Genomic DNA, 26,526 nt, shown 5'->3' on the forward strand with positions numbered 1-26,526 from the left:
CCGAGGCGTTCGCCGCCGAGCACGACGTCGAGCGGGTCCTGGACTCGTACGCGGACGTGATCGCCGACCCCCGGGTCGAGGTGGTCTACAACCCGCTCGCCAACGGCCTGCACGGCCCGTGGAACCTCGCCGCGCTCGCCGCGGGCAAGCATGTGCTGACGGAGAAGCCCTCCGCGAGCAACACGGAGGAGGCCGTCGAGGTCCGGGACGCCGCCGCCAAGGCCGGCACCGTCTTCATGGAGGCCTTCCACTACCTCTTCCACCCCGTCACCCGGCGGCTGCACGAGCTGCTGGAGTCGGGCGAGCTGGGGGAGCTGCGGCACGTCGAGACACTCGTCGCCGTCGCCGCGCCGCCCGCCGAGGACCCCCGCTGGTCGCTGCCGCTCGCCGGGGGCGCGCTCATGGACCTCGGCTGCTACGGGCTGCACGCCCTGCGCACGCTCGCCCCCTGGGCCGGTGGTGAGCCCACGCTGGTCGGCGCGAAGGGCGGGGTCCGCGAGGGCGCGCCCGGCGTGGACGAGTGGCTGGACGCGGAGCTCGCGTTCCCCGGTGGCGCCACCGGTTCGGCCCGTTGCCACATGGACTACGGCGAGCTGCGGATGACCTGCCGGATCGTCGGCTCCCGTGGTGAGGCGACCGCGCTGAACTTCGTCCTGCCGCACCAGGACGACCGGGTCGTCGTCCGTACGCCGGAGGGGGAGCGGACCGAGCAGCTGGGCAAGCGGCCCTCGTACACGTACCAGCTGGAGGCGTTCGCGGCGCATGTGCGGGGGCGGGCGGCGTCGCCGCTCGGCGCGGAGGACGCGGTGGCGACGATGCGGCTGATCGACGACTGCTATCGGGGGGCGGGGTTCGAGCCCCGGCCGCGTACGGAGGTGCCGCGGGTGTAGTCGGCCGACGGGGGCCGCCATGAACCTCGCGGGTTCTGGCGGCCCCCGTCGATTCGTCGGCCGCGGGCCGTTGGGGGCCGGTCGCGCAGTTCCCCGCGCCCCTTCGGGGGCGCCCCCGTTCCGCTCAGTTGTAGAAGGCCGGGCGGTCCACCAGGGTGACCTCGGTGCGGGTGCCCTCCTGCTGGGCGCGGACGCCCGCCTCGCAGACCGCGGCCGTGGCGTAGCCGTCCCAGGCGCTGGGCCCGGTGACCTCGCCGCGCCGGGTGGCGTCCACCCAGGCCTGCATCTGGCGGTCGTACGCGTCCTCGAACCGCTCCACGAAGTCCTGGGCGATGGTGCCGCCCCAGCGGCCCGCCATGTTCGTGACCAGGGCGTGCCCGTCGCCGATCCGGGCCGTGCCGCGCTCGCAGACCACCTCGGCCTGCACCTGGTAGCCGAAGCCGCAGTTGACGTTGATCTCGACGTCGACGATCGAGCCGCCCGCCGTCTCGAACAGCACCAGCTGCGGATCCAGCAGGCCCTGCGGGGCGTTGTCCGAGGGCGTCGGCTTCAGCACGGTGACCGCGGCGATCTCCTGGCCGAGCAGCCAGCGGGTGATGTCCATCTCGTGCACGACGGAGTCGTTGATGAGCATCTCGGTGGTGAAGCCGGGCGGGGTCGCCACATTGCGGTGCTTGTTGTGCAGCATCAGCGGCCGGCCCAGCTGCCCCGTGTCCAGCAGCGCCTTGAGCTTCACGTACTCCGTGTCGTACCGGCGCATGAAGCCCACCTGCACCCTGCGGTGCCCGAGCCGCTGTTCGGCCTCCAGGATCCGCAGGGCCGAGGCCGAGCCGGTCGTCAGCGGCTTCTCGCACAGGACGGGCAGGTCGTGCTCGAAGGCGGTGAGCAGGGCCGCCTCGTGCGCGGGGCCGGGGGAGGCGATCAGCACGGCGTCGACACCGTCCGCGGCCAGCGCAGCGGCCGGGTCGGTGAAGGCGGAGCAGCCCTCGATGCCGTCGGCGATCCGCTTGACCCGTTCCGCGTCGACGTCCACGACCGCGGCCACATGGGCCCCGTTCGTCACGTCGTGGAGCCGGCGCACATGGTCGGCTCCCATCTTGCCGGTGCCGACGACGGCCACCCCGAGCGATCCGCCGCGGGCCATCAGGACTTCCCCTCCGACGAGGCGAGGGACGCCTGGAGGTCCCGCTCCTCGGGAAGCCCCTCGACGTCGACCCCGCGCACCTGGGCCAGCTCGTGCTTGAGCGCGGCGAGTTCGGCGCCACCGGCCATGTGGTTGGTCAGCTCTTCGAGGGTCACGTCGGCGCGGGCGGCCGACAGTTCCATGGTGCCCAGCCGCAGGACGCTGAAGTGGTCGCCGACCATGTACGCGTGGTGCGGGTTGTGGGTGATGAAGATGACGCCCAGGCCGCGGTCGCGGGCGGCCGCGATGTACTTGAGCACCACCCCGGACTGCTTGACGCCGAGCGCCGCGGTGGGCTCGTCCAGGATGAGGACGCGGGCGCCGAAGTACACGGCGCGGGCGATGGCCACGGACTGGCGCTGGCCGCCGGACAGGGTGCCGATCGGCTGGTCGAGGTCGTCCAGGACGATGCCCATGGCGCGCAGCTCGGTGTCCGCGGTCCGCTTCATCGCCGCGATGTCCAGGCGGCGGACCGGCCAGGGCCCCTTGGTCATCTCCGAGCCGAGGAAGAAGTTCCGCCACACCGGCATCAGCGGCACGGTGGCCAGGTCCTGGTAGACGGTCGCGATGCCCCTGGCGAGGGCCTCGCGCGGGGTGCTGAGCTGCACCGCCTCGCCGTCGATGAGGAACTCGCCCTCGGTGTGCTGGTGAAGACCGGAGATGATCTTGATCAGCGTCGACTTGCCGGCGCCGTTGTCGCCGAGGACACAGGTCACCTGACCGGGGTGCACGGCCAGGTCGACGCCGTGCAGGGCGCGGACGTTGCCGTACGCCTTGCCGGCTCCGCGCAGCTGGACGATCGGCGGGCCGTCCGACGCCTGGTCCGCGGCCTGGTCCCGGGTCCGGTCCTGGGCCTCGGCCTCGGCCGCGAGCTGGGCGCGGTCCTTGGCCGTCGAGCCGGTGGGCGCGGCGGTGCCGGTGTCCGGGCCGTCGTCGCCGGTGTCGTCGCTGGAGGTGGTGCTGTCGGTCATGGGTTACCTCCGGGTCGCCTGGTGGCGGACCCACAGATTGACGAGGGCGGCGAGCAGGAGCATGACGCCGAGGAAGGCCTTGAACCAGTCGGGGTTCCAGTTGGCGTAGACGATGCCCTGGGAGACCATGCCGAAGATGAAGGCACCGATGACCGCGCCGACCGCGGAGCCGTAGCCGCCGGTGAGCAGGCAGCCGCCGATGACCGCGGCGATGATGTACAGGAACTCGTTGCCCACGCCCTCGCCGGACTGGACGGTGTTGAACGAGAACAGGATGTGCATGCCGACGAACCAGGCACCGGCGCCGACGCCCATGAACAGGGCGATCTTGGTGAAGGTGACCGGCACGCCGACCGCGCGGGCGCTCTCCTTGTTGCCGCCGGTGGCGAAGATCCAGTTGCCGAACTTGGTGCGCAGCAGCAGCCAGGTCGCGCCGGCCGCGAAGACCAGCCAGTAGATGACCGTGATCTTCACATCGACGCCGCCGATGCCGATCTCCGACGCGAAGACCTTCTTGGCCTGGTCGAAGCCGTCCATGTCGCTGATGGAGTCGGTGGCGACGTTCCCGGTGAAGAGCTTGGTGACGGCGAGGTTGGCGCCCTGCAGGATCAGGAACGAACCGAGCGTGATGAGGAACGACGGCAGGCCGGTGCGCACCAGCAGATAGCCGTTGAACGCGCCGATCGCGAGCGAGACGACGAGGGCGACGAGGACGCCGGTCCAGACGTTCATGGAGAGCTGGAAGCTCCACATGCTGGCGGTCAGCGCGGAGGTGGTGACCGCCACACCGGCGGAGAGGTCGAACTCGCCGCCGATCATCAGCAGGGCCACCGGCAGGGCCATGATGCCCATGACCGAGGCTTCGTAGAGCACGTTCGCCAGCGAGCTCGCCTCACGGAAGGGCGAGGCGACCGCGAAGAAGAAGATGTACACGGCGATCGCCGCGATCAGCGCGCCGATCTCGGGACGGGCCGCGAGCCTGCGGACCAGGGACCGCTGTGAGGTCCGGCCGTCCTTCGGGGCGGCCGGCGAAGCCGGCGACGAGGAACTCGTCGCCGGTGCCGTTGCCTGGGTCATGGGTGTCACCGAGTGCCCTTCGCGGCGAACTTCGAGATGGCGTCCACGTTCTCCTTGTCGACGAACGCCGGACCGGTCAGCACCGGCTCCTGGCCACCACCGCTGAAGTTGCCGTTGGTCTTGTAGAGCCACAGGGCGTCCACCGACAGGTAGCCCTGCAGGTACGGCTGCTGGTCGACCGCGAACTCGATGTCACCGCTCTTGACGGCGGAGACCATCTCCTTGTTCAGGTCGAACGTCGCCACCTTCGCCTTGCTGCCCGAGTCGGCCACGGACTGCACGGCGGTCAGGGCGAACGGGGCGCCGAGCGTGACCACGTAGTCGATCGACGAGTCCTGCTTGAGCTTGGCGTTGATCGTCGACTTCACGGCCGGCATGTTCGTGCCGTTCACGTTGAGCGTCGTGGTCTTGCCCTTGAACGTCTCGTCCACACCGCGGCAGCGGTCCTCCAGGGCGACGCTGCCCTGCTCGTGGATGACGCAGATGTTGTTCTTGGCGCCGAGTTCGTTGAGCTTCTCGCCGAAGGCCTTTCCGGCCACGTACTCGTCCTGGCCGAAGTATTCGAGGAGTCCCTGCTCCTTCCAGTCGTCGATGCCTCCGTTGAGACCGACGACGGGGATACCGGCCTTCTCGGCCTTGGCGACCACGGACTTCATGGCGTCCGGCTTGGCGAGGGTGACCGCGATACCGTCGACCTTCTGGTCGATCGCGTTCTGGACGAGGTTGGCCTGCTTCGACGAGTCGGGGTTGTTGGAGTACACCAGCTCGACGTTGTCCTTGGCTGCGGAGACCTCCGCTCCCTTGCGGACAAGGTCCCAGAACGTGTCCCCGGGAGCCGCGTGGGTGATCATCGCGATCTTCATACGGGGCGTGTCGGCCTTGCCGGCAGACGCGTTGTCCGCGCCCTCCTCGGCCTTCTTGCCACCGGAGTCGCTGGAACAGCCGGTGACTATCAGGACGGCCGCGGCGGCCGCGGCGACGAGGGCGAATCTGCGGGAGCGGGGGCGAGACGTGCGGTCCATCTTTCCGGCACCTCACTGTGCGACAGGGGGAGGGATCAGGGGCAGCGGTCCGGACGGTCGCCCGGAACTCACGGCCCCACGGAAGGAAACCACAGGGCCACGGAGCGTCAAACGTCGGCTGTGCTGTTGGGAGGGGATGTAAGTCCCTGACGGGCCTTACTGTCAATACTTTGTTAAGACATCATTTCAGGGTGACGTGAGAATGTAAGTACAAAGTCTTGACATGGCTTCGGTCCCGGTCTTACACCTAGGACACACCGGTCTCCTGCATCCCGCACCCCCGGAAGTCCGCAGCCACCACGAGGAGCGACGCGTATGACCGAGTCATTCGACCTGATCACGATGGGTCGCATGGGGGTCGATCTCTACCCCCTGCAGACCGGCGTACCGCTCGCAGACGTCGAGACCTTCGGCAAGTTCCTCGGCGGTTCGGCGGCCAACGTGGCGGTCGCCGCCGCGCGCCTGGGGCGTACGACAGCGATCGTCACCCGTACCGGTGATGACCCGTTCGGAGCCTATCTGCACCGGGCCCTCCAGGACTTCGGGGTCGACGACCGCTGGGTCACCCCGGTCAAGGCCTATCCGACACCGATCACCTTCTGCGAGATCTTCCCGCCCGACGACTTCCCGCTCTACTTCTACCGGCAGCCCAAGGCGCCGGACCTGGAGATCCGCACCGACGAGCTCGACTTCTTCGCGCTCCGGGCGGCGAAGATCTTCTGGATCACCGGAACCGGACTGAGCGAGGAACCCAGCCGCTCGGCCACCCTCGCCGCCCTCAAGGCCCGCGACAGGGCCGGGACCACCGTCTTCGACCTCGACTGGCGCCCCATGTTCTGGCGCGACGACATCAGCGGCTCCCGCCGCGGGCCGGACGCGGCCCGCCCGTACTACGCCGAAGCCCTGCGGCACGCCACGGTCGCCGTCGGCAACCTCGACGAGTGCGAGATCGCCACCGGCGTCCGCGAACCGCGGGCCTGCGCCGACGCCCTCCTCGAAGCCGGCGTGGAACTGGCCGTCGTCAAACAGGGCCCCAAGGGCGTCCTCGCCGTCCACCGCGACGGCACCACCGCCGAGGTACCGCCCGTGCCCGTCGAGGTGGTCAACGGACTCGGCGCGGGCGACGCGTTCGGCGGCTCCCTCTGCCACGGCCTGCTGGCCGGCTGGGACCTGGAGAAGACGATGCGGTACGCCAACGCGGCCGGCGCCCTCGTCGCCTCCCGCCTCGCCTGCTCCTCCGCGATGCCGACCGCCGCCGAGGTCGAGGAACTCGTCACCTCCCGCGGCTGACGCCGCACCCCCCCCACGAACGGAGCCACCCCCTTGAGCATCACCATCCCCGACCTGGTCAGAGTGCGGGTCCAGCACCCGGAGGCCGTGGCCGAAGCGGCCGCCCGCCGCACCCGGCGGCCCCTCGTCGGCGACAGCGGCCGCCTCATGATCGTGGCCGCCGACCACCCGGCACGCGGCTCGCTCGCCGTCGGCGACCGCCGGCTGGCCATGGCCAACCGCGCCGACCTGCTGGAGCGGCTGTGCGTCGCGCTGTCCCGGCCGGGCGTGGACGGGGTGCTCGCCACCGCCGACATCCTGGACGACCTCCTGCTGCTGGGCGCGCTGGAGAACAAGGTCGTCATGGGCTCCATGAACCGCGGCGGCCTGGCCGGCGCCGCCTTCGAGCTGGACGACCGCTTCACCGGCCACCGCGCCGAGGACGTCGACCGGCTGAACTTCGATGCGGGCAAGCTCCTGCTGCGCATCGACTACGACGACCCCGGCTCGCTCACCACGCTGGAGTCCTCCGCCCGCGCGATCGACGCCATGGCCGCCCGCCGCCTCCCGGTGTTCGTCGAGCCGTTCATCTCCCGCCGCGTCGCGGGCAGGCTCAGCAACGACCTCACCGCGGAGGCCGTCACCCGGTCCATCGCCATCGCCTCCGGCCTCGGCGGCACCTCCGCCTACACCTGGCTGAAGCTGCCCGTCACCAGCGACCCGGACGACATGGCCGCCGCGCTGGAGACCTCCACCCTGCCGGCCGTCCTGCTCGGTGGTGAGGTGGGCAGGGACCAGGAGGGCGCGTACGAGAAGTGGCGCAAGGCGCTGCGGCTGCCCACCGTCCAGGGTCTGGTCGTCGGCCGGTCCCTGCTCTATCCCGCCGAGGGCGGCGTGGAGACCGCGGTGGACACCGCGGTCGGCCTGCTCTGACCGGAAGGACCCCTTCATGACCAGCGCACACCACCTGCCCGCCGGCCGGGCCGCGAGCGGCCCGTACGCCGTGGACGTCACCCCGGAGAGCGCGGGCTGGGCCCACTCCAGCCTCCGTGTCCTCGAACTGCCCCCGGGCGGCACCCACCTGTTCACCGCCGGGGACAGCGAGTGGATCGTCACCTCGCTCGGCGGCGCCTGCACGGTCGCCGTCACCGACGACTTCGGCCGCGACGAGTTCGCGCTGCGCGGCCGCCCGGACGTGTTCAGCGGCGTCAGCGACTTCGTATACGTTCCCCGGGACGCGACCACCGCCCTCTCCTCCGACGAGGGCGGCCGCTTCGCGCTCACCGGCGCCCGCTGCGAACGCCGCCTGCCGTCCCGCTACGGCCCCGCCGAGTCCGTGCCCGTCGAACTGCGCGGCAGCGGCACCTGCTCCCGCCGGGTCCACAACTTCGGCGCGGCCGGGGTCTTCGAGTGCGACAAGCTCATCGCGGTCGAGGTGATCACCCCCGGCGGCAACTGGTCCTCCTACCCGCCGCACAAGCACGACGAGGACCGGCCGGGCGAGGAGTCCGAGCTGGAGGAGATCTACTACTTCGAGATCGCCGACCACGAGGGCACCCCCGGCCTCGGCTACCAGCGGGTCTCACCCTCGGGCGACGGCGGCACGGACGTGCTCGCCGAGGTGCGCGGCGGCGACGTCGTCCTGATCCCGGACGGCTGGCACGGCCCCTCGATCGCCGCGCCGGGCCACGACATGTACTACCTCAACGTCATGGCGGGCCCCGGCGCCGACCGGGCCTGGCTGATCAGCGACCACCCCGACCACGCCTGGATCCGCGACACCTGGCCGAGCCGGCCCGTCGATCCCCGGCTGACCCCGCCCACCCCCTCCGCAGCCCAGTGAGGAACCGATGAGCCGTTCCACTCTCCGCCTGACCGTCGCCCAGGCACTGGTGCGTTTCCTGGCCGCGCAGCACACCGAACGCGACGGCGTACGGCACCGGCTGATCGCCGGCACCTGGGGGATCTTCGGCCACGGCAACGTGGCGGGGCTCGGCCAGGCACTCCTCGAAGCGGGCGAGGGGACCATGCCCTTCCACCAGGGCCGCAACGAACAGGCCATGGTGCACGCCGCGGTCGCCCACGCCCGCCAGCTCGACCGGCTCTCCGCCCAGGCGGTCACCACCTCCATCGGCCCCGGCGCCACCAACCTGGTCACCGGCGCGGCCCTGGCCACCGTCAACCGCCTGCCCGTGCTGCTCCTGCCCGGCGACTACTTCGCCACCCGGGTCGCCGACCCGCTGCTCCAGCAGCTGGAGCACCCGGTCGAGGCCGACCTGTCGGTCAACGACACACTGCGCCCGGTCTCCCGCTACTTCGACCGCATCAACCGCCCCGAGGCGCTGATCCCCTCCGCCCTCAACGCCATGCGGGTGCTCGCCGACCCCGTCGAGACCGGCGCCGTCACCCTCGCCCTGCCGCAGGACGTCCAGGCCGAGGCGTACGACTGGCCCGAGGAGTTCTTCGCCGAGCGGATCTGGCACGTCCGCCGCCCGGCGCCCGAACCGGCCGAACTCGCCGCCGCGGTGGCGGCCGTACGCGGCTCCCGGCGCCCCGTGATCATCGCGGGCGGCGGCGTCCACCACAGCGAGGCCGAGCCGGCCCTCAGGGAGTTCGTGGCGGCCACCGGCATCCCGGTCGCGTCCACCCAGGCCGGCAAGGGCTCGCTGCGCCACGACCACCCGGCGGACGTCGGCGGCGTCGGCCACACCGGCACCGCCGTCGCCGACGAGCTGGCCCGCACCGCCGACCTGGTCATCGGCGTCGGCACCCGCTACTCGGACTTCACCACCGCCTCCGCGACGCTCTTCCAGAACCCGGACGTGCGGTTCGTCAACCTCAACGTGGCCGCCTTCGACGCGCACAAGCTGAGCGCGCTGACCCTGGTCGCCGACGCCCGCGCCGGTCTTGAGGCCCTCACCGGGGCGCTGGCGGGACACCGGGTGGACCCGGCGTACGAGGCCGAGTACCGCGCGGGCAAGGAACGCTGGGAGCGGATCGTCGACGCCGCCTACCGGGCCGACGACGAGCACGCGGTCCCCACCCAGACGCAGGTCCTCGGCGCCCTGGACGCGGTGGTCGGCGACGACGACGTGGTCATCAACGCGGCCGGCTCGCTCCCCGGCGACCTGCACAAGCTCTGGCGCGCCCGCGGCCGGCGCCAGTACCACCTGGAGTACGGCTACTCGTGCATGGGCTACGAGATCCCGGCCGGCATCGGTGTCCAGCAGGCCGCGCCGGGCACCCCCGTCTGGTCGCTGGTCGGCGACGGGACGTACCTCATGATGCCCACCGAGATCGTCACGGCCGTCCAGGAGGGGCTGCCCGTCAACCTGGTCCTCATCCAGAACCACGGGTACGCGTCCATCGGCGGCCTCTCCGAGTCGGTGGGCGGCGAACGCTTCGGCACCGCCTACCGCTACCGGGCCCCCGACGGCACCTTCACCGGGGCCCCGCTGCCGGTCGACCTGGGCGCCAACGCCGCCAGCCTCGGCATGGACCTCCTGCGCGCCAAGACGGTGCGCGAGCTGCGGGACGCGCTGGCCACCGCCCGCGCGTCCGACCGGCCCACCTGCGTGTACGTCGAGACCGACCCCACGCCCACCGCGCCGGACGCCGAGGCCTGGTGGGACGTACCGGTCGCCGAGGTCGCCTCCCGCGAGGCCGCCACCCGGGCCCGTACGACGTACGAGCGGCAGCTCGCCGACCGCCGCCGCCACCTCTGACATCCGCCCGCACGGTCCGCCCGCTCACGAAAAGGATCCGCATCCCATGAAGAACATCGACCACTGGATCGGCGGGAAGCCCGTCGAGGGCACCTCCGGCCGCTTCGGACCCGTGTACGACCCGGCCACCGGCGCCCAGGACAAGCAGGTCGCCTTCGCCTCCGTCGACGAGGTGGACGCCGCCGTCGCCTCCGCGAGGACCGCCTTCGAGAGCTGGGGCACCGCCTCGCTGTCCAAGCGCACCACGGTCCTCTTCAAGTACCGCGAACTGCTCGACGCGCACCGCGACGAGATCGCCGCGCTGATCACCGCCGAGCACGGCAAGGTGCACTCGGACGCGCTCGGTGAGATCGCCCGGGGCATGGAGATCGTCGAACTCGCCTGCTCGGTACCGCAGTTGGTCAAGGGCGAGCTGTCCACCCAGGTCTCCAACCGGGTCGACGTGGCCGCGATCCGCCAGCCGCTCGGGGTCGTCGCCGGCATCACGCCGTTCAACTTCCCGGCCATGGTGCCGATGTGGATGTTCCCGCTGGCCATCGCCTGCGGCAACACCTTCGTGCTCAAGCCGAGCGAGAAGGACCCCTCCGCCTCGCTGCGGCTGGCCGAACTGGCCTCCGAGGCGGGACTGCCGGACGGCGTGCTCAACGTCGTGCAGGGCGACAAGGTCGCCGTGGACCGGCTCCTTGAGCACCCGGACGTCACGGCCGTCTCCTTCGTCGGTTCCACGCCCATCGCCAAGTACATCCAGCTCAAGGGCATCGAGCACGGCAAGCGCGTACAGGCCCTCGGCGGCGCCAAGAACCACATGCTGGTGCTGCCCGACGCCGACCTGGACTTCGCCGCCGACCAGGCCATCAACGCCGCCTACGGCTCGGCGGGCGAGCGCTGCATGGCCGTCTCCGTCGTCGTGGCGGTCGGCGACACCGGCGACGAGCTGGTCGGCAAGATCGCCGAGCGGGCCACGGGGCTGAGGATCGGCCCCGGCACCGACCCCGCCAGCGAGATGGGCCCGCTCATCACCCGCGAGCACCGGGACAAGGTCGCCTCGTACGTCGCGGGCGCCCGCGCCCAGGGCGCCGAGGTGGTCGTGGACGGCACCGGGCTCACCGTGCCGGGGCACGAGGACGGCTTCTTCCTCGGGGTCTCGCTCCTGGACCGGGTCCCGGTCACCGCGGACGCCTACCGCGACGAGATCTTCGGCCCCGTGCTGTGCGTGGTCCGCGTCGCCACCTACGACGAGGGCATCGCGCTGATCAACGCCTCCCGCTGGGGCAACGGCACCGCGATCTTCACCCGGGACGGCGGCGCCGCCCGCCGCTTCCAGCTGGAGGTCCAGGCCGGCATGGTCGGCGTCAACGTGCCGATCCCCGTCCCCGTCGGCTACCACTCCTTCGGCGGCTGGAAGGACTCCCTCTTCGGGGACCACCACATCTACGGCAACGACGGCATCGCCTTCTACACCCAGGGCAAGGTCATCACCACCCGCTGGCCCGACCCGGCCGACAGCGGCGGCATCAACCTCGGTTTCCCCAGCCACTCCTGACGGAGTCACACCCGATGGGAGGGCTCCCGTGGCAGAGACCGGAACGGCACGTCCGGCGACCGGCGCGGCCTTCGACCGCCTGGAGGTCACGCTGGACCGGGGCAGCCCGGTCCCGCTCTACTACCAGCTCGCCCAGCAGCTGGAGTCCGCGATCGAGCAGGGGGCCCTCTCCCCGGGGGACCTGCTGGGCAACGAGGTCGACATCGCGGCCCGGCTCGGCCTGTCCCGTCCCACCGTCCGTCAGGCCATCCAGTCCCTGGTGGAGAAGGGCCTGCTGGTACGCCGCCGGGGCATCGGCACCCAGGTGGTGCACAGCCAGGTCCGGCGTTCGCTGGAACTGACCAGCCTGTACGACGACCTCGCCGCCGCGGGCCAGGGCCCCGCCACCCGGGTGCTGCGCAACGAGGTCGAATCGGCCTCGGCCGAGGTCGCAGCGGCCCTCGGCATCCCCGAGGGCCGGGACGTCATCGTGCTCGAACGGCTGCGCTCCACCCACGGCGACCCCGTGGCCCACCTGTGCAACTACCTGCCCGCCTCGCTCCTCGCCCTGGACACCGAGAGACTGGAGGCGACCGGGCTCTACCGGATGATGCGCGCCGCCGGCATCACCCTGCACAGCGCCCACCAGACCGTGGGCGCCCGCAGTGCCACGTCGCAGGAGGCCCGCCTGCTCGACGAACCCGCGGGGTCGGCGCTGCTCACCATGCGGCGCACGGCCTACGACGACACCGGGCGGGCCGTGGAGTACGGCACCCATGTCTACCGGGCCTCGCGCTACTCCTTCGACTTCCAGCTGCTCGTCCGCCCCTGACCCGTCCGCCGCCGGCCCCCGTCCGCCCCTGATCGGATGCGGTCACCGGGCTCGCCGGGCCCTTGCGGCGGTACGTTGGGGCCGTGCGGCGCGGTGGACCGAGCGCGGCCGACAGCAGGACCGCTCCCAGGGACGGAGAAGGTCAGGGTGGCGACGAGCGAGGAGAGCGACCAGGCGCGGCAGCGGCCCGAGCCGGCCGACGCCGCGGTCGTGCTGCTGGACGCCCGCACGGTGGTGACCGGCTGGACCACCGACGCCGAGCGGCTGTTCGGCTACCGCCGGGACGAGGCGGTGGGCCGGGCCGTGGCCGACCTGCTGATGCCCGCGGACGCCGCGCGCCTGCCCGCCCTGGGCGGCCGGTGCGCCAGGGACGGCGGCTGGACCGGGCTCCTCGCGGTCCGTCACCGGGACGGCCACCCGGTCGTCGCCACCGTACGGGTCGTCCCGGCCCTGGAGGTGGCGGACGGCCCGCCCCGCTGGGTGGCCCTGGCCACCGACACGGCGGGCACCCCGGGCTGGGACATGAGCCGCGGGGTGCTGGAGCGGCTGGCCGCGCACTCGCCGATCGGCATCGCCATCGTCGACACCGGCCTGCGGTTCGTCTGGTCCAACGCCGCCCTGGAACGGTTCGGCGGCGGGCCCGGCCGGGAGCGGATCGGCAAACGGCTCGCGGACGTCCAGCCCGGCCTGGACGCCGAGGCACTGGAGGCGGTGATGCGCCAGGTCCTGGAGACCGGCGTGACCGTCGAGGGCTACGAACACGTCGGCACGGTCCGCTCGGAGCCGCACCGCGACACCGCCCACGCCATGTCCTTCACCCGCCTCGACGACGACCGCGGCAACCCGCTCGGCGTGTCCTACACGGTCGTCGACATCAGCGAGCGCTACCGGGCCCGTGAGCGCCTCACCCTCCTGGACCAGGCGGGCAGACACATCGGCCGCACCCTGGACGTCACCCGCACCGCCCAGGAACTGGCCGACGTCGCGGTGCCGGGGCTCGCCGACCTCGTCACCGTGGACCTGCTGGAGAGCGTCCTGGACGGCGGCGAACTGGCTCCCGGGCCGCTCGGCGGACCGGACGCGGTACCGCTGCGCCGGGCCGGCCACCGGTCGGCCGACGACGGGCTCACCGGAGCCGCCGCCGGGATCGGGCAGCCGGTCCGCTACCGCGCGGACGCGCCCCCGATCTCCGTCCTGACCAGCGGCAGGCCCTGGCTGGACGAGCGCCTCGACCCGCTCGCCGAGGAGTGGACCGCCGGCCGGCCCGGCGACCGCGAAGGCCCCCACGGCACGGCGACCACCTTCCTCGACCTCGGAGTGCACACGGCGATGGTCGTGCCGGTCCGGGCACGCGGCACCACGCTCGGCGTCACCACGTTCTTCCGGCGCCGCCGCAAGAACCCCTTCGACCAGGACGACCTGGCCCTGGCCGAGGAGTTCGTGTCCCGCGCCGCCCTGTGCCTCGACAACGCCCGCCGCTACACCCGGGAGCGCGACGCGGCCCTGGTCCTGCAGCGCCACCTGCTGCCGCACCGGCTCCCCGAGCAGGACGCGATGGAGGTCGCCGCCTGCTACCGGCCCGCCGACGAACTGACGGGCCTGGGCGGCGACTGGTTCGACGTCATCCCGCTGTCGGGCGCACGGGTCGCCCTCGTGGTGGGCGACGTGGTCGGGCACGGCATCGAGGCCGCCGCCACCATGGGCCGGCTGCGGGCCGCCGTGCAGACCCTCGCCGATCTGGACCTGCCGCCCGAGGAGGTGCTGGCCCACCTCGACGACCTGGTCGGCCGGACCGGGCAGGAGGGGGACCCGGGGACGGCTCCGCGCGCCGACGGCGTACGGGCGAAGGGCGCCAGCTGCCTCTACGCCGTGTACGACCCGGTCGGCGGGCGGTGCTCCATGGCCGCCGCGGGCCACGGTCTGCCCGTCGTCGTCACCCCGGACGGCACGGTGGAGTTCCCCGAACTGCCGCCAGGACCCGAACTGGGCGTCGGCGGTCCGCCCTTCGAGTCCGTCGAACTGCGGCTCGCCGAGGGCAGCGTGCTCGCCCTGTGCACCGACGGCCTGCTCGCCGCCGAGGGGCCCGCGAGCGACCGGGACGCCGCCGCCGACCGGGAGAGGCTGCGCCGGGTGCTGGAGCGGCAGGGCGCAGGCCTCGACGCCCGCTGCCTGGCCGTGGTCGACGCCCTGGTCCCGGCGCGCCCGCCGGACGACGTGGTGCTGCTGATGGCCCGCGCGCGCCTGCTGTCGGCGGACCGGGTGGTCTCCTGGGAGCTGCCCGGCGGCCCGGCCTCGGTCGCCGAGGTCCGCAAACGCACCGCGCGGCAGCTGACCGAATGGGGCCTCGACGAGCTGACCTTCACCACCGAACTGGTCGTCAGCGAACTCGTCACCAACGCGCTCCGGCACGCGACCGCTCCGATCAGACTGCGGCTGATCATGTCGGGGACCCTGGTCTGCGAGGTGTGGGACGCCAGCCCCACGGCCCCGCACCTGCGCCACCCGAAGACGACCGACGAGGGCGGCCGCGGCCTGTTCCTGGTCTCCCAGTGCACACAGCGCTGGGGGACCCGCTACACCCGGAACGGCAAGATCATCTGGACGGAGCAGTCCCTGACGGGCCCGTCGATCTGACCGCGCGGCGCGGACACACCCTCCGTACCTCCATTCCTTCGTGCCTCCGCGCGCTTCCGTCGGAGTCATATTTTCGGCTGACCGTGGCGCCTAACGGTGTGAAAAGTCACTTTTGTCGCATAGTGCGTCCGGAGGGCGAACCAGGACGGCCGCCCGTGCGCCCTCGGTTCACCTCCTCGTGCCCGCACCCAACGAGGAGTGACGCCTCATGTCCGACACCGTGTCCCGGCGGTCCGTGCTGCGCCTGCTGGGCGGCGCGACCGCCGTCGCCCTCGCCGCCACCGCCGGGTTCTCCTCACCGGCCGGGGCCGCCGCCCGACAGCCCGCTGTCCGGCGGCCCGCCGCCGCGGGACCCCGCGTCGAGGCCCTGCTCACCCGGCTCACCCTCGACGAGAAGATCTCCCTGCTGCACGGCGCCACCGACCCGAAGTCCCTCGGCCAGGCCGGCTACGTCCCCGGCGTGGAGCGCCTCGGCATCCCGCCCCTGCGGCTGGCCGACGGCCCGGCCGGAGTGCGCGTCAAACAGCGCGCCACCGCCCTGCCCGCGCCGGTCCTGCTCGCCGCCGCCTTCGACCCCGGACTCGCCCGCCGCTACGGCCGGGTCATCGGCACCGAGGGCCGCGCCCTGGGCCAGGACGTGCTGCTCTCCCCGATGGTCAACCTCGTCCGCACCCCGTACGCGGGCCGCAACTTCGAGACCTTCAGCGAGGATCCGCTGCTCAGCGCCGACCTCGTCGCCGAGGAGATCAAGGGCATCCAGGGCGCCGGCCTCATCGCGACCGTCAAGCACTACGCGATGAACAACCAGGAGAAGGACCGCGACACCGTCGACGTACGGGTCGACGAACAGACCCTCAACGAGGTCGAACTGCGCGCCTTCGAAGCGGCCGTCGGCGCCGGCTCCCGCTCCGCCATGGGCGCCTACAACAAGGTCAACGGCACCTACGCCTGCGAGAACGAGGAACTCCTCACCGGCATCCTCCGCGACCGCTGGGGCTTCGAGGGCTGGGTGATGACCGACTGGCACGCCGCCCACAGCACCGTCGCCTCGCTCACCGCGGGCCTCGACATGGAGATGCCGGGCGGCAAGTACTTCGGGGCCGCCCTCAAGGCGGCGGTCCAGGACGGCACCGTCTCCGAGGAGTACGTCGACCGGTCCGTGCGCCGGATCCTCACCGCGATGGACGACTTCGGGCTGCTCGACGGCAGCGCCCCGCCCCGTCCGGCCCGTGACCCGGCGGCGGGCGCGGCCGTCGCCCTGGAGGTCGCCAAGGCGGGCGCGACCCTCCTGCACAACAAGGACCACGCGCTGCCCCTGACCGGTGAGGCCGCCCGCAGCATCGCCGTCGTCGGCCCCACCGGCTCCCTGCCGTTCGTCAGCGGCGGCGGCAGCGCCCATGTCGTCCCCGACCACGCCGACAGCCCCCTCGACGCCATCAGGTCCCGCGCGGGCCAGGGGTCCCGGGTGTCGTACGCGCTCGGCGAGGACCTCTTCGGCAAGCCCCTGCCGAAGGGCGCGCTCTCGGCGGGCCTCTCCCCGGAGGGCCAGCAGGTCGCCGCCGGGAAGACCTGGACGTACGACGGGACGCTGACCGTCGAGGACGCCGACGAGTGGACCTTCGTCATCCACTACTCCGGTACGCGGCCCAAGGTGCTCCTGGACGGGACCGAGCTCTTCCCGGTGGCGGCCGGGCTCGCCGAGCACTTCACCGGGGGACTGGTGTCGGCCGCGCCCGACGGCCTCGCGGTGCGCCGCAGGACGCTCGGCCTCACCGCGGGCGGGCACCGGATCGAGATCGTCGCGAAGGGCGGAGCCACCGGGCAGACGTTCAGACTGCGGCGCGTCACCGGCGCGACCCGCGCCCAGGACGTGGCCGAGGCCGTACGGGCCGCGAGCGCCGCGCACGACGTCGTCCTCTTCGCCTACGAGGACGCCACCGAGAACCAGGACCGCACGACCCTCGCGCTCCCCGGCCACCAGACACACCTCATCGAGGCGGTGACGGCGGCGAACCCGCGCACGACCGTCGTCCTCAACACCTCGTCCTCGACCGCGATGCCCTGGCTGGAGCGCACCGCCGCCGTCCTGCAGATGTACTACCCCGGCCAGGAGGGCGCGGCGGCCACCGCGGCCGTCCTGTTCGGCGACTGCGACCCCGGCGGACGGCTCACCCAGTCCTTCCCGGCCGACGACGACCACCACCCGGTCGCGGGTGACCCACGGCGCTACCCCGGCGTGAACGGCGTCGAGGAGTACTCGGAGGGGATCCACGCCGGCTACCGCTGGTACGACGCCAAGGGCGTACGGCCGCTGTTCCCGTTCGGGCACGGACTCTCGTACACCTCCTTCGCGTACGAGGCACTGGCGGTGACCCGGACCGGGGACGGCCTCGACGTGGCCTTCACCGTGCGGAACACCGGGCGCCGGGACGGCGTCGACATCCCGCAGGTCTATCTGGGCCCCTCGCCGGACCTCCGGGTCGACCAGCCGGTACGGGTGCTGAGCGGCTACCGCAGGCTCACGCTGGCGGCGGGACAGTCACGCAGGATCACCGTGCGTGTCGACGCACGCACCCTCTCCTCGTGGGACGCGCGGCGGCACGACTGGGTGCTCGGCACCGGGCGGCGGACCGTGTGGGTCGGGGCCTCGTCACGCGAGCTGCGCCTGCGGACGACGGTCACCGTGTGAGCGCCCGACGGACCCGGCGGACGCCCGGTCCCGGGTGGTGAACGGGTAGGCTGCCCGGCGTGCGCGAGAGTGGCGCACGCCGGGCCCGGCCGGGCCCGCGGTGAATCGGGAGGAACCGGCGTTGCACGTCCAGGAGTGGCTAGAGACCGTGCCTGCGGTCAGCATCTACGCGCTGGTGGGCCTGGTCATCGGCCTGGAGAGCCTGGGCATTCCGCTGCCGGGCGAGATCATCCTCGTCTCCGCGGCGCTGCTGGCCTCCCAGCACGGTGACATCAACCCCGTCATCCTCGGCGCCTGCGCGACCGCCGGAGCGATCGTCGGGGACTCCATCGGCTACGCCATCGGCCGCAAGGGCGGGCGGCCCCTGCTGGCCTGGCTCGGCGCGAAATTCCCCAAGCACTTCGGGGAGGGCCATATCGCCACCGCCGAGCGCTCCTTCGAGAAGTGGGGCATGTGGGCCGTCTTCTTCGGCCGCTTCATCGCGCTGCTGCGGATCTTCGCGGGACCGCTCGCGGGTGTGCTGCGCATGCCGTACTGGAAGTTCCTGATCGCCAACGTGCTCGGCGGGATCATCTGGGCGGGCGGCACCACCGCGGTCATCTACTACGTGGGCGTCGTCGCCGAGTCCTGGCTCAAGCGGTTCTCCTGGCTGGGCCTGGTGGCCGCCGTGCTCGTCGGCGCCGTCTCCATGCTGATCGTCAAGCGCAAGGCGAACAAGATGTCGGCGGAGAGCGGAACCGAGAAGACCGAGCAGACCGAGACGGCGGAGCCGGTACCGGCGACCGACTGAGGCCGCCCCTGCGCGGCGCGGGCTGATCGCGCCGCCGCGTGCGTCCGGCCGCCCTCCGCGGAGCCTGATGCGCCGCACCCCGCCCGGTGAACTGCCCGGGGGGTGCAGGCCCTTGGCCGTAGTTCGTACAATTCGGCCAATGGGGATGCGCCTCTTTGGTAGCTTCCTCTTCCGTGCGGGAGGGCGCTTCACCGAGCGCCGGTCGGGGTCGGGGGACACAGATGAAGAGCAGGCCGAAACCGAAACTGGTCTTCGTGCACGGCATCGGCAAGCCGTTCGAACCGCGGGAGAAGCTGGCGCAGTGGAAGCGGGCGCTGGCCGAGGGGATGCGGGACGCGCACCTCGCCCCGGACATCTCCGCGCTGACCATGGACTGGATGGCGGACTGCTCCCTCGCCTACTACGGCGACCTGTTCACCGACGGCGAGCCACAGGGCGCCGGTGGCCCGGACGACCTCGACGAGGAGGAAGCGGCCCTCGTCCTCGGATTCCTCGCCGAGTTCCTCGAAGAGGAGGCGGCGCGTCCGGAGAACCAGGGCGACCGGGCACTGGCGCGCCTCAGCGCCCAGCTGAGCCCCGACGGGCAGCCGCAGGGCGCGGGCGGGGCCGGGCGCCGTCTCGCGGGCCTGCTGACCGCGGCGGCCGCCGTGCCCGGCTTGGCCCAGGTGGCCCGCTGGTCGACCGCAAGGGACGTACTCCGCACGTGGTCCCAGCCCGCCCGCTATCTGCGGCGCGGGGACAAGGACGACCAGGGCACGACGCTCGACGCACGGATCCGCGCACAGGTCCTGGACTGCCTCGACTCCGAACGGCCCACCGTCGTGGTCGGCCACTCCCTGGGCAGTGTCGTGGCGTTCGAGGCGCTGAAGTCGTACCAAGGTCCCGTCCCCCTCCTGGTCACCATCGGTTCGCCGATCGCGACCAGCGGACTCGTCTGGCCGAGGCTCAGACCCAGGCCGCCCGCCACCCCCGACTGCGTCGACCGGTGGCTGGACTTCTGGGACGGCGACGACGTGGTCGTACCGCGCCGCAAGCTCGCCGATCTCGTCCGGCCCAACGAGCGAGGGGTGGCGCCGACGCCCCTGCGGTTCGACTCCCGCAGGTGGTGGGCGCACGGGGCGGAAACGTATCTGGCGCGCGCCGAGGTCGCGGAGCCGGTGATACGAGCGCTGCGCGCCGCGTCGACCGGGACGGGCATCGACGCAGACATCGGCACAGGTATCGGCACAGGTATCGATCGGGGCATCGAGACGGGGATCAGTACGGAGACCGGGACGGACGAGCCCGCCGAGGTCTCCCGCGCGGCCGGTTCAGCCGGGGCCTCCCGCCCGGCCGGTTCATGAGCGCAGCCCGGCCCAGGACACCCGTCCGGCACGCCCTGGTCATCGCCACCCAGTGTCCGTCCGCGGACCAGACCCTCAGCCACCTCGAAACCCGAGCCGAGGACCTGCACCGGGCCCTCACCGACCCGGAGGTCGGCGCCTGCCTGCCCAGCCTGCCGGACGGCAGCCCCGAACTGCGCTCCGGCCGGGTGACCGCGCGGCAGATCGAGGACGGCGTCAAGGCCGCGGCCGACCGGGCGGACGAGGAGGGCGCCGAACTGGTCCTCGCCTTCCTCGGCCACGGCCAGACGCCGCCCAAGGGCAACGCGACGCTCCTCTACATGGCGTACGACACCAAGGTGGAGGACACGGCCAGTTCCGTCCGGGTCGGGCACCTCCTCGCTGACGTCGGTGACAAACGCTTCGTCAAGGGAGTGATCGGCCTCATCGACACCTGCCATGCCGGAGCCGTCGACACCGAGGCACTGGCGGGCGGCTTCAGCCTGCGGAACAGCAGACACGCGCTGCTGATGGGCGCGGCGGCGCACCAGGAGGCGTACGACCTCGACTTCAGCCGCGAACTGACCACGCTGCTGCGCGAGGGCGTGCCGGGCGGCCGGGAGCTGCTGACGGCGCACCTCCTCAAACTGGCCCTGGCCAAGAGGCTCCTGAAGCAGAACTGCGAGGTGTCCGACCGGGACGGCGACCCGGACGCGGTCGAGGAACTGTGGGTGGCGGTGAACGCGCAGCGGGCGACCTGGACACCCGGCCGGCAGGTCGGCCTCCTGGGAGGCGGCGACCTCGAAGAGGCACTGCGGGCGTGGCCGGGACACCAGGCCCCGGCCGGCGGCTGGGACCGGACCGCACTGCGCGCACTGCGCGACCGGGCGGCGGCCGACCCGTCCTCGGAGGCGCTGCGAGCGCGGCAGGTCGTCGACGGCCTCCTGCACGCGGGTGCGGCCGGGGACATGATCCACGAGTGGGCCGGCCGGGCGCTCACCACTCCGGCGCTGCGCAGCGTGGTCTTCGACCTCAACACCCTGTACGAGTCCGCCGGGACGCCGGCCGACCCGCTGCGCCCGCCGAAGTGGCTCGCGGGCACCGCCCTGTTGCAGTACATCCTGGAACACGCGGCACTCGGGGCGTCCGTCACTGGGGATGCCGCCGGACGCCTGGCGCAGACGGTGGCCGCCCTGGCCGACCGGTGCGGCCTCGACGCCCACGACGACCGTGTCGAAGCGTGGATACGGGCCGCGGGCCACGCACGCGCCGAACTCAACGACGCCCTGGCCCGGCAGGCCGCCCTGCGGGAGGAGCGGACCTGGCGGCTCGTCATCAGCCTCCACGCCGCACGCGTCGACTGGCCGGAGTCGCTGTCGGTGTGGCTGCGGGACGGCGCGAGCGGAGCACACCACGAGGAGTTCGGCTGCGACCCCACGCGGGTCGGGGTCGAGCGCCGGCTCCCGGAGATCGTCCACTGGGCGCGGGGAAAGGTACCGGCGGGTGCGCGGATCAAGCACGTCGACGTCGTGGTCCCCGCTCCGCTGCTGCTGACGTGGGAGCCCGAGACGGCGTCGGCCGGCCGGTCCTGGCTGGGGGCACAGCACTCGGTGGTGCTGCGCTGGACGGGCCGCCTCGCGGTCCCGCACCACCTCGTGGGCATCAACGACGAGGACCGGGTCCGGCTCAAGAGCCTGGAGAACGCGTACCTGGAGGACAGCGGCGTCCCCGTCGACTGGCTCGCCGACGACGACACCCGCGACACGGTGGCGCTGGCGGAGCGCCTGAACAGAGGGCTCTACGACCGGGCCATCGGCCTCGATCACCGGCCGCCGCACGTCGCGGAGTTGGTGGAGACCCTGCTGGTCCACACGCCCATCCTGCTGTGGCCCCGCACGGACGCCGACACGGACCGCCGGGGGAGCGGCTGCCTGGAGGAGTACTGGGAGCGACTGCCCGACCAGTTCATCGAGGCGTACCGGCGTCGGTGGCGCGCCGAGACGGGTGGGCCCGTCCGTCCGGCACGGCCGGGGGACGAGCACCTCACGAACCTGGCGGGAATCCGGGCGGCCTGGCACGACCTGGAATGGCTCGACTTCTGCCGCTGGTTCGAAGAGCACCCCCCGGCCTCTCCGGCCTCTCCGGCCTCTCCGGCCTCTCCGATCTCTCAGACCTCTCAGACCTCTCAGTGGAGCGCGTGATGTCCTGGAACTCGTACTACGTCGGAGACGGCGAACCGCGCGAGGTCGCCCTCGCCGACCCGCCGCCCTGGCGCACCTTCCCCCGGGTCCCCGACCAGCACGCCTTCCAGCCGCCCGAGGGCCTGACCGACGCGGTGAACGCCGCGCTCTACCTCCACCGCCCCCTGCTGATCACCGGCTCGGCGGGCACGGGCAAGTCCACCGTCATCGAGCAGGTCGCCGCGGAGCTGAAGCTGGGGCCCGTGCTGCGCTGGCACATCACCTCCCGCAGCACCCTGCCGGACGCGCTCTACCAGTACGACGCACTCGGCCACATCCACTCCCTGCGGCTGCACCAGACGGTTCACCAGGGACGGCCCACCGGGCGCGGCGGAGGGCGCGGCCGGGCCAGGACCGACGACGTCCGACCGGCCGACGAGATCGGGCAGTTCCTCGAACTCGGGCCCCTGGGCACCGCGTTGCTGCCGGGCGACCGGCCCCGCGCGCTGCTCATCGACGAGATCGACAAGAGCGACATCGACCTGCCCAGCGATCTCCTCGACGTACTGGAGCGGGGCGAGTTCGGGATCCCCGAACTGGTACGCCACCGGCTGCGACAGGTACAGATCCGCGAGTGGCGGGAGAAGAAGCGGACCCGCCTCGTACGGGACGGCCATGTGCAGTGCACCCGGTTCCCGTTCATCGTGATGACCAGCAACGGCGAACGCGACTTCCCCGCGCCCTTCCTGCGCCGCTGCATCCGCTACACCATGCCCGTGCCGACCGTACGCACCCTGCGTGACGCGGTCGCCGCGCACCTGCGCGTCGAGGTGCCCGAGACCGGCCCGGTGGCGGGGCTCATCAAGGACTTCGCCGAACGGGTCGCGCGGGGCGACGAGCTGGCGGTCGACCAACTCCTCAACGCGGTACGGCTGATCAGCGACGAGCAGGCACCCGTGGGCGAGCAGCGTGACCGGATCCTCGCCCTGCTCCTGCGTGAACTCTCCGGTGGCTGACGCCCTCGAATCGCTGATCCGCGCGCTGGCCGGGGCCCTGAGCGAGGACGCGGACGCCACAGCGATCGCCGACGCGCTGTGGCTGGCGGCGGCCCCCGGCGCCCCGGCCGACCCGACCGCGCGGGGCGCTCAGGGCGGTGGCCCGCCGGAGCCCGTGCCACCGTCCGACGCCGGGACGACGGGTCAGCGGCCCGCACCGGACCCGTTCCCCGAACAGCCCACGGGGGCAGCCTCCGCGGCGGACCCCGGGACGGACCCGGGCGAGACCGTCCTCTACGAGAGCCTGCCGCACACCCGGTCGGCGCCGGGCGCGTCGGTCACGGTCCCGGGCGGCCGCGATCTGCCCAGGGCCCTGGAACTGCGCAGAGCGCTGCGGCCCTTCAAACGCCGCCATCCGCGCGGCCGACGCTCGGAACTCGACCTGGACGCGACCGTCCGCGACTACCGCCGCACCGGCGAACTCACGCCGGTGCTGTCCCCGGCCCCCGAACCGTGGTTCGACGTCCTGCTCGTCATCGACGCCTCGCCCTCCATGGCGGTCTGGGACAACACCAACGCCGAGTTCGCCGCACTCCTGGCCGGGCTCGGCGCGTTCCGCAGCGTCCGCACCTGGCGCCTGAGCCCCGGCGCCGACCCGGTGCTCACCGATCACCAGGGCCGACGGGTGGCCCCCGGACAGGCCGTCTCCGCGGACGGCAGACGCCTGGTCCTGGTGCTCTCCGACTGCGTGGCGCCCGGCTGGCGGCGCGCGGAGACCTGGCAGTTGCTGCGCCGGTGGGGAGCGCGGAGCCCCGTCGCGCTGCTCAACCCGCTGCCGGGCCGCCTGTGGCACCGCACCGGCCTGAACCACCCCGCGATCCGCGTCGCGCAGCGCCGCCCCGGCGTCCGCAACGCCGACCTGACCTTCCACGTCCCGCTGCTCCTGCGCACCCTGCCCGGCGCCGCGACCGCCGACTGGCAGCCGCTGCCCACGCTCACCTTCTCCCCGCACTCCCTGGCGCGCTGGGCGGAGACCTTCATGCGGGGATCACCCCAGGGGTACGACGCCGTCCTGGTCCCGAGCGGCGGCGTCGTACCCAGCCTGTTCCCCACACCGAACGGCGGCCGCCGCGCCACCACCACGACCACCACCGGTCCCGACCGCACGGAGGCGTTCCTGCGGACCGCCTCGCCCTCGGCGGTACGGCTGGCCGCGCTGTGCAGCCCGTTCGGCAGCCTGAGCCTGCCTCTCCTGCACCTGATCCGTCAGCAGGTCCTCCCCGAGGCGGGCGTCGACGACCTGGCCGAGCTGCTGACGAACCCGGTCGTGACCATCACGGAGCACGAGGACCGCCCGCCGGTCGTCCGTTTCGACGACACGACCCGCGAACGTCTGGCCTCCCGCCTCGGCCGCCGAGACGCGTGGCGCACGTACGAGGCACTCAGCCGGCACCTCGCCGCGCGGGCCCCCGGCGGCGCGGAGGACGTCCTGGCGACCGCGACGGCCGACCCGGAGTCGGTCCCTGCGGACCTGTACCCGTTCGCCCGCGCGTCCGGCGAGCTGCTGACGCTGCTGAGGGAGGGCGCCCCGACGCCGCCCGCGCCCACGCCCGCGCGCAGGACCCCGACGCCCCCCGCGCCACCACGGGACCCGGGCCCCGCGCAAGGCCTGCCGGACCCGGCACGGAGCACCGCGCTGCTGATCGGGGTGTCCCGGTACACGAGCGAACACGACCTGCCGGGTGTGGAAGCCGACCTCATGGGGATGCGGGCCTACCTCACCTCGCCGGAGGGCTGGAACCTGCCGGCCGACCGGTGTGTCTCGCTCGTCAACCCCAGTGGGGCGAGGGAGGTTCTGGAAGCGGTTGCGCGGGCGTGCGACACGGACGACACGGTGCTGATCTACTTCGCGGGGCACGGAGTCGTCGACGGCACGGGGAAGGCCCACTGGCTGCTCGCCGGAGAGCACGGTGATGTGCTGTCCCCCAAGGGGAGCCTGGAGTTTTCACGCGTGGCGCACGCTGTCGTCGAGTCATGGCCTCGGCACGTCATGCTGATCCTCGACCACGACGGGGGCGCCTCTGCGGCTCACGCCCTGGAGGAGAGGGCCGGTCTGCGTGGGAGGGGCAGGCGTATGGCTCCGAGAGTGCAGACGTTGTTCGCGGAACGAGGGCGGAACGATCTGAGCGGTGGATCGTTGACGCAAGAGCTTCTGCGGGTCGCGAGCCAAGGTCTGCCGGGTGGACCAGAGTTCCTGGACCTGCGCACCGTGGTCAGAGCCATGAGCGGCTTCGACCTCTGGTCGAACCGCCGGGTACTTGGCAGCGAAGGGGACGCACCTCCCTGCGCCTTCGCCCGCAACCGCGCCTGGGTTTCCCCGGCCTCCGCCCCCGAACCCGTCGACCCGGTGTACGCGTCGATCCAGGCACAACTCCGGGCGGCCCTGCCGCGTACCTACCGAGGCCGGTACCGAAGCGAAGCCGACCGACTCCTGCGTGAACTGCTCGCCTTCATGACGAGCTTCATCGACGGAGCCGGCCAAGCCGACAGTGAACTGACGCTGGCCGGTGCGGTCCAGGAGTTCCTCGGTGATCGGGGAATCACGACGGAACGTGAGGTGCTCCGCGGCGACCTCGGCTGGTTCTCCGAGGCCGGCTTGTTCACCATCCGTGTCGCGGGTGACGGAGCGACGGTCAGCTGGAACGCCGAACCCTCGGTCAGCTTCGAACTCGTGCTGGACCGCGAGGGTCATGCCTGGATGACCGACCTCGTGGAATGCCTCGTCTCGGACACCTCGGACAGCTCGGACGACCTCACCGGCGGCGGTGAGCGATCCTGTCTCGTGATCATTCGGCTGCCCGTCCCACGGGACAGCGTCCACCATTCCGAGGACACCGCCGACGAGGCCGAGTCCGAGGCGACGGACGCGCCGTGGGGCCTGAGGTGGTTCAGACGGGACGCGCTGTCCGACGCGGTGGAATCGGCCTGCGAGCAACTCCTCGGAGAGGCCGTGGGCGGCGAGACGGCCGACGACTTCCCGGTGGACGAGACCTGGACGCTGAACGGGGTGGCGCTGCCGCCGGGCCTCATCGAGGTGACCATCCAGGACGTCACTCCGGACACCCAGTCGATCGTCTGGGACGTGGTGGAGGAGTACGAGGAGGGCCTGGTTCTCGGACAGGTGACGGTGGACGTCCAGCTCGTCCTGGAAGGCCTCATGCACAAGAGCGACTACAGCCTCACCGAGGAGGACATCCGCCTGGTGGGGGACGTCAACGACCACATGGTGGAGGTGAGCGTGGAACGCAGCGCCCAACTGGTCTTCGACGCCCGCCGGGAATCGGAGGAGGTGGAACTGGAGTTCCGCGGCACGAACCCTCCGGAGCCCCACCCGCACGAAGACATGTGAGTCAGGACCGTGTCGC

General features: G+C 72.4%; 18 protein-coding genes. 14 read left to right on the forward strand and 4 right to left on the reverse strand.

The genetic code is table 11. The features are described from left to right. Positions 1–890: Gfo/Idh/MocA family protein (locus tag ACLVWQ_RS15250; protein ID WP_414109183.1), on the forward strand; the 890-nt coding region annotated here is incomplete at its 5' end. Between the two features lie 124 nt (positions 891–1,014). Here ACLVWQ_RS15250 and ACLVWQ_RS15255 read toward each other — a convergent pair. Genes ACLVWQ_RS15255 through ACLVWQ_RS15270 form a run of 4 tightly spaced genes read right to left on the reverse strand, consistent with a single transcriptional unit; the run spans position 1,015 to position 5,143 of the window. Further along, the gene (locus tag ACLVWQ_RS15255; protein WP_414109184.1) at positions 1,015–2,034 is read right to left on the reverse strand and encodes a Gfo/Idh/MocA family protein; all 1,020 of its coding nucleotides are present in this window, start codon (positions 2,032–2,034) and stop codon (positions 1,015–1,017) included. Continuing rightward, positions 2,034–3,044: an ATP-binding cassette domain-containing protein gene (locus tag ACLVWQ_RS15260; protein WP_414109185.1), complete on the reverse strand. Its 1,011-nt coding sequence runs from the start codon at positions 3,042–3,044 to the stop codon at positions 2,034–2,036. The genes ACLVWQ_RS15255 and ACLVWQ_RS15260 overlap by 1 nt, the downstream gene beginning before the upstream one ends. Positions 3,045–3,047: 3 nt before the next feature. After that, a complete protein-coding gene (locus ACLVWQ_RS15265) occupies positions 3,048–4,121 on the reverse strand; it encodes an ABC transporter permease (protein ID WP_414109186.1) in 1,074 nt (357 codons plus the stop codon). 5 nt (positions 4,122–4,126) lie between these two features. Then, a complete protein-coding gene (locus ACLVWQ_RS15270) occupies positions 4,127–5,143 on the reverse strand; it encodes a sugar ABC transporter substrate-binding protein (protein ID WP_414109188.1) in 1,017 nt (338 codons plus the stop codon). 315 nt (positions 5,144–5,458) lie between these two features. Between ACLVWQ_RS15270 and iolC the strand changes: the two genes are divergently transcribed. The 13 genes from iolC to ACLVWQ_RS15335 all read left to right on the forward strand — a co-directional run bounded on the left by iolC (position 5,459) and on the right by ACLVWQ_RS15335 (position 26,510). After that, a complete protein-coding gene (iolC, locus tag ACLVWQ_RS15275) occupies positions 5,459–6,433 on the forward strand; it encodes a 5-dehydro-2-deoxygluconokinase (protein WP_414109189.1) in 975 nt (324 codons plus the stop codon). A 33-nt stretch (positions 6,434–6,466) separates the two neighbouring features. Beyond that, complete coding sequence (locus ACLVWQ_RS15280; RefSeq protein WP_414109190.1) at positions 6,467–7,345, forward strand: deoxyribose-phosphate aldolase; 879 nt, start codon at positions 6,467–6,469, stop codon at positions 7,343–7,345. Positions 7,346–7,361: 16 nt separating this feature from the next. Further along, a complete protein-coding gene (iolB, locus tag ACLVWQ_RS15285; RefSeq protein ID WP_414109191.1) occupies positions 7,362–8,255 on the forward strand; it encodes a 5-deoxy-glucuronate isomerase in 894 nt (297 codons plus the stop codon). 7 nt (positions 8,256–8,262) lie between these two features. Beyond that, positions 8,263–10,137: a 3D-(3,5/4)-trihydroxycyclohexane-1,2-dione acylhydrolase (decyclizing) gene (iolD, locus tag ACLVWQ_RS15290; RefSeq protein ID WP_414109192.1), complete on the forward strand. Its 1,875-nt coding sequence runs from the start codon at positions 8,263–8,265 to the stop codon at positions 10,135–10,137. A gap of 46 nt (positions 10,138–10,183) precedes the next feature. Further along, the gene (locus ACLVWQ_RS15295; protein ID WP_414109193.1) at positions 10,184–11,680 is read left to right on the forward strand and encodes a CoA-acylating methylmalonate-semialdehyde dehydrogenase; all 1,497 of its coding nucleotides are present in this window, start codon (positions 10,184–10,186) and stop codon (positions 11,678–11,680) included. Positions 11,681–11,708: 28 nt separating this feature from the next. Beyond that, a complete protein-coding gene (locus ACLVWQ_RS15300) occupies positions 11,709–12,491 on the forward strand; it encodes a GntR family transcriptional regulator (protein ID WP_414109194.1) in 783 nt (260 codons plus the stop codon). 147 nt (positions 12,492–12,638) lie between these two features. After that, a complete protein-coding gene (locus ACLVWQ_RS15305; RefSeq protein ID WP_414109195.1) occupies positions 12,639–15,125 on the forward strand; it encodes a SpoIIE family protein phosphatase in 2,487 nt (828 codons plus the stop codon). Between the two features lie 208 nt (positions 15,126–15,333). After that, on the forward strand, positions 15,334–17,814 hold the full coding sequence (locus ACLVWQ_RS15310) for a beta-glucosidase family protein (protein ID WP_414109197.1): 2,481 nt from the start codon (positions 15,334–15,336) through the stop codon (positions 17,812–17,814). Positions 17,815–17,935: 121 nt separating this feature from the next. Next, positions 17,936–18,604 carry a DedA family protein gene (locus ACLVWQ_RS15315; protein WP_414109198.1) on the forward strand — a complete coding sequence of 223 codons (669 nt, stop codon included), beginning with the start codon at positions 17,936–17,938 and terminating at the stop codon, positions 18,602–18,604. A gap of 221 nt (positions 18,605–18,825) precedes the next feature. Next, entirely contained in the window at positions 18,826–19,947 is a 1,122-nt protein-coding gene (locus ACLVWQ_RS15320; RefSeq protein ID WP_414109200.1) for an alpha/beta hydrolase, read from the forward strand. Beyond that, entirely contained in the window at positions 19,944–22,127 is a 2,184-nt protein-coding gene (locus ACLVWQ_RS15325; RefSeq protein ID WP_414109201.1) for a hypothetical protein, read from the forward strand. Before ACLVWQ_RS15320 ends, ACLVWQ_RS15325 begins: the two co-directional genes overlap by 4 nt. Continuing rightward, a complete protein-coding gene (locus tag ACLVWQ_RS15330) occupies positions 22,127–23,122 on the forward strand; it encodes an AAA family ATPase (protein WP_414109203.1) in 996 nt (331 codons plus the stop codon). The genes ACLVWQ_RS15325 and ACLVWQ_RS15330 overlap by 1 nt, the downstream gene beginning before the upstream one ends. Next, positions 23,115–26,510 (forward strand): SAV_2336 N-terminal domain-related protein, encoded by a 3,396-nt coding sequence (locus tag ACLVWQ_RS15335; RefSeq protein WP_414109205.1) that lies wholly within the window; start codon positions 23,115–23,117, stop codon positions 26,508–26,510. The genes ACLVWQ_RS15330 and ACLVWQ_RS15335 overlap by 8 nt, the downstream gene beginning before the upstream one ends. Positions 26,511–26,526 lie beyond the last annotated feature (16 nt).

Source organism: Streptomyces sp. CWNU-52B, from assembly GCF_047444975.1.
In the GTDB taxonomy this organism is placed as follows: Bacteria; Actinomycetota; Actinomycetes; order Streptomycetales; family Streptomycetaceae; genus Streptomyces.

Excerpts from the sequence above, each read along its gene's own strand:
- ACLVWQ_RS15260 (WP_414109185.1), bottom strand. The coding sequence starts at position 3,044 with ATGACCGACAGCACCACCTCCAGCGACGACACCGGCGACGACGGCCCG.
- ACLVWQ_RS15255 (WP_414109184.1), bottom strand. The coding sequence starts at position 2,034 with ATGGCCCGCGGCGGATCGCTCGGGGTGGCCGTCGTCGGCACCGGCAAG.
- iolB (WP_414109191.1), top strand. The coding sequence starts at position 7,362 with ATGACCAGCGCACACCACCTGCCCGCCGGCCGGGCCGCGAGCGGCCCG.
- ACLVWQ_RS15310 (WP_414109197.1), top strand. The coding sequence starts at position 15,334 with ATGTCCGACACCGTGTCCCGGCGGTCCGTGCTGCGCCTGCTGGGCGGC.
- ACLVWQ_RS15325 (WP_414109201.1), top strand. The coding sequence starts at position 19,944 with ATGAGCGCAGCCCGGCCCAGGACACCCGTCCGGCACGCCCTGGTCATC.
- iolC (WP_414109189.1), top strand. The coding sequence starts at position 5,459 with ATGACCGAGTCATTCGACCTGATCACGATGGGTCGCATGGGGGTCGAT.
- iolD (WP_414109192.1), top strand. The coding sequence starts at position 8,263 with ATGAGCCGTTCCACTCTCCGCCTGACCGTCGCCCAGGCACTGGTGCGT.
- ACLVWQ_RS15320 (WP_414109200.1), top strand. The coding sequence starts at position 18,826 with ATGAAGAGCAGGCCGAAACCGAAACTGGTCTTCGTGCACGGCATCGGC.
- ACLVWQ_RS15330 (WP_414109203.1), top strand. The coding sequence starts at position 22,127 with ATGTCCTGGAACTCGTACTACGTCGGAGACGGCGAACCGCGCGAGGTC.
- ACLVWQ_RS15270 (WP_414109188.1), bottom strand. The coding sequence starts at position 5,143 with ATGGACCGCACGTCTCGCCCCCGCTCCCGCAGATTCGCCCTCGTCGCC.
- ACLVWQ_RS15265 (WP_414109186.1), bottom strand. The coding sequence starts at position 4,121 with ATGACCCAGGCAACGGCACCGGCGACGAGTTCCTCGTCGCCGGCTTCG.
- ACLVWQ_RS15295 (WP_414109193.1), top strand. The coding sequence starts at position 10,184 with ATGAAGAACATCGACCACTGGATCGGCGGGAAGCCCGTCGAGGGCACC.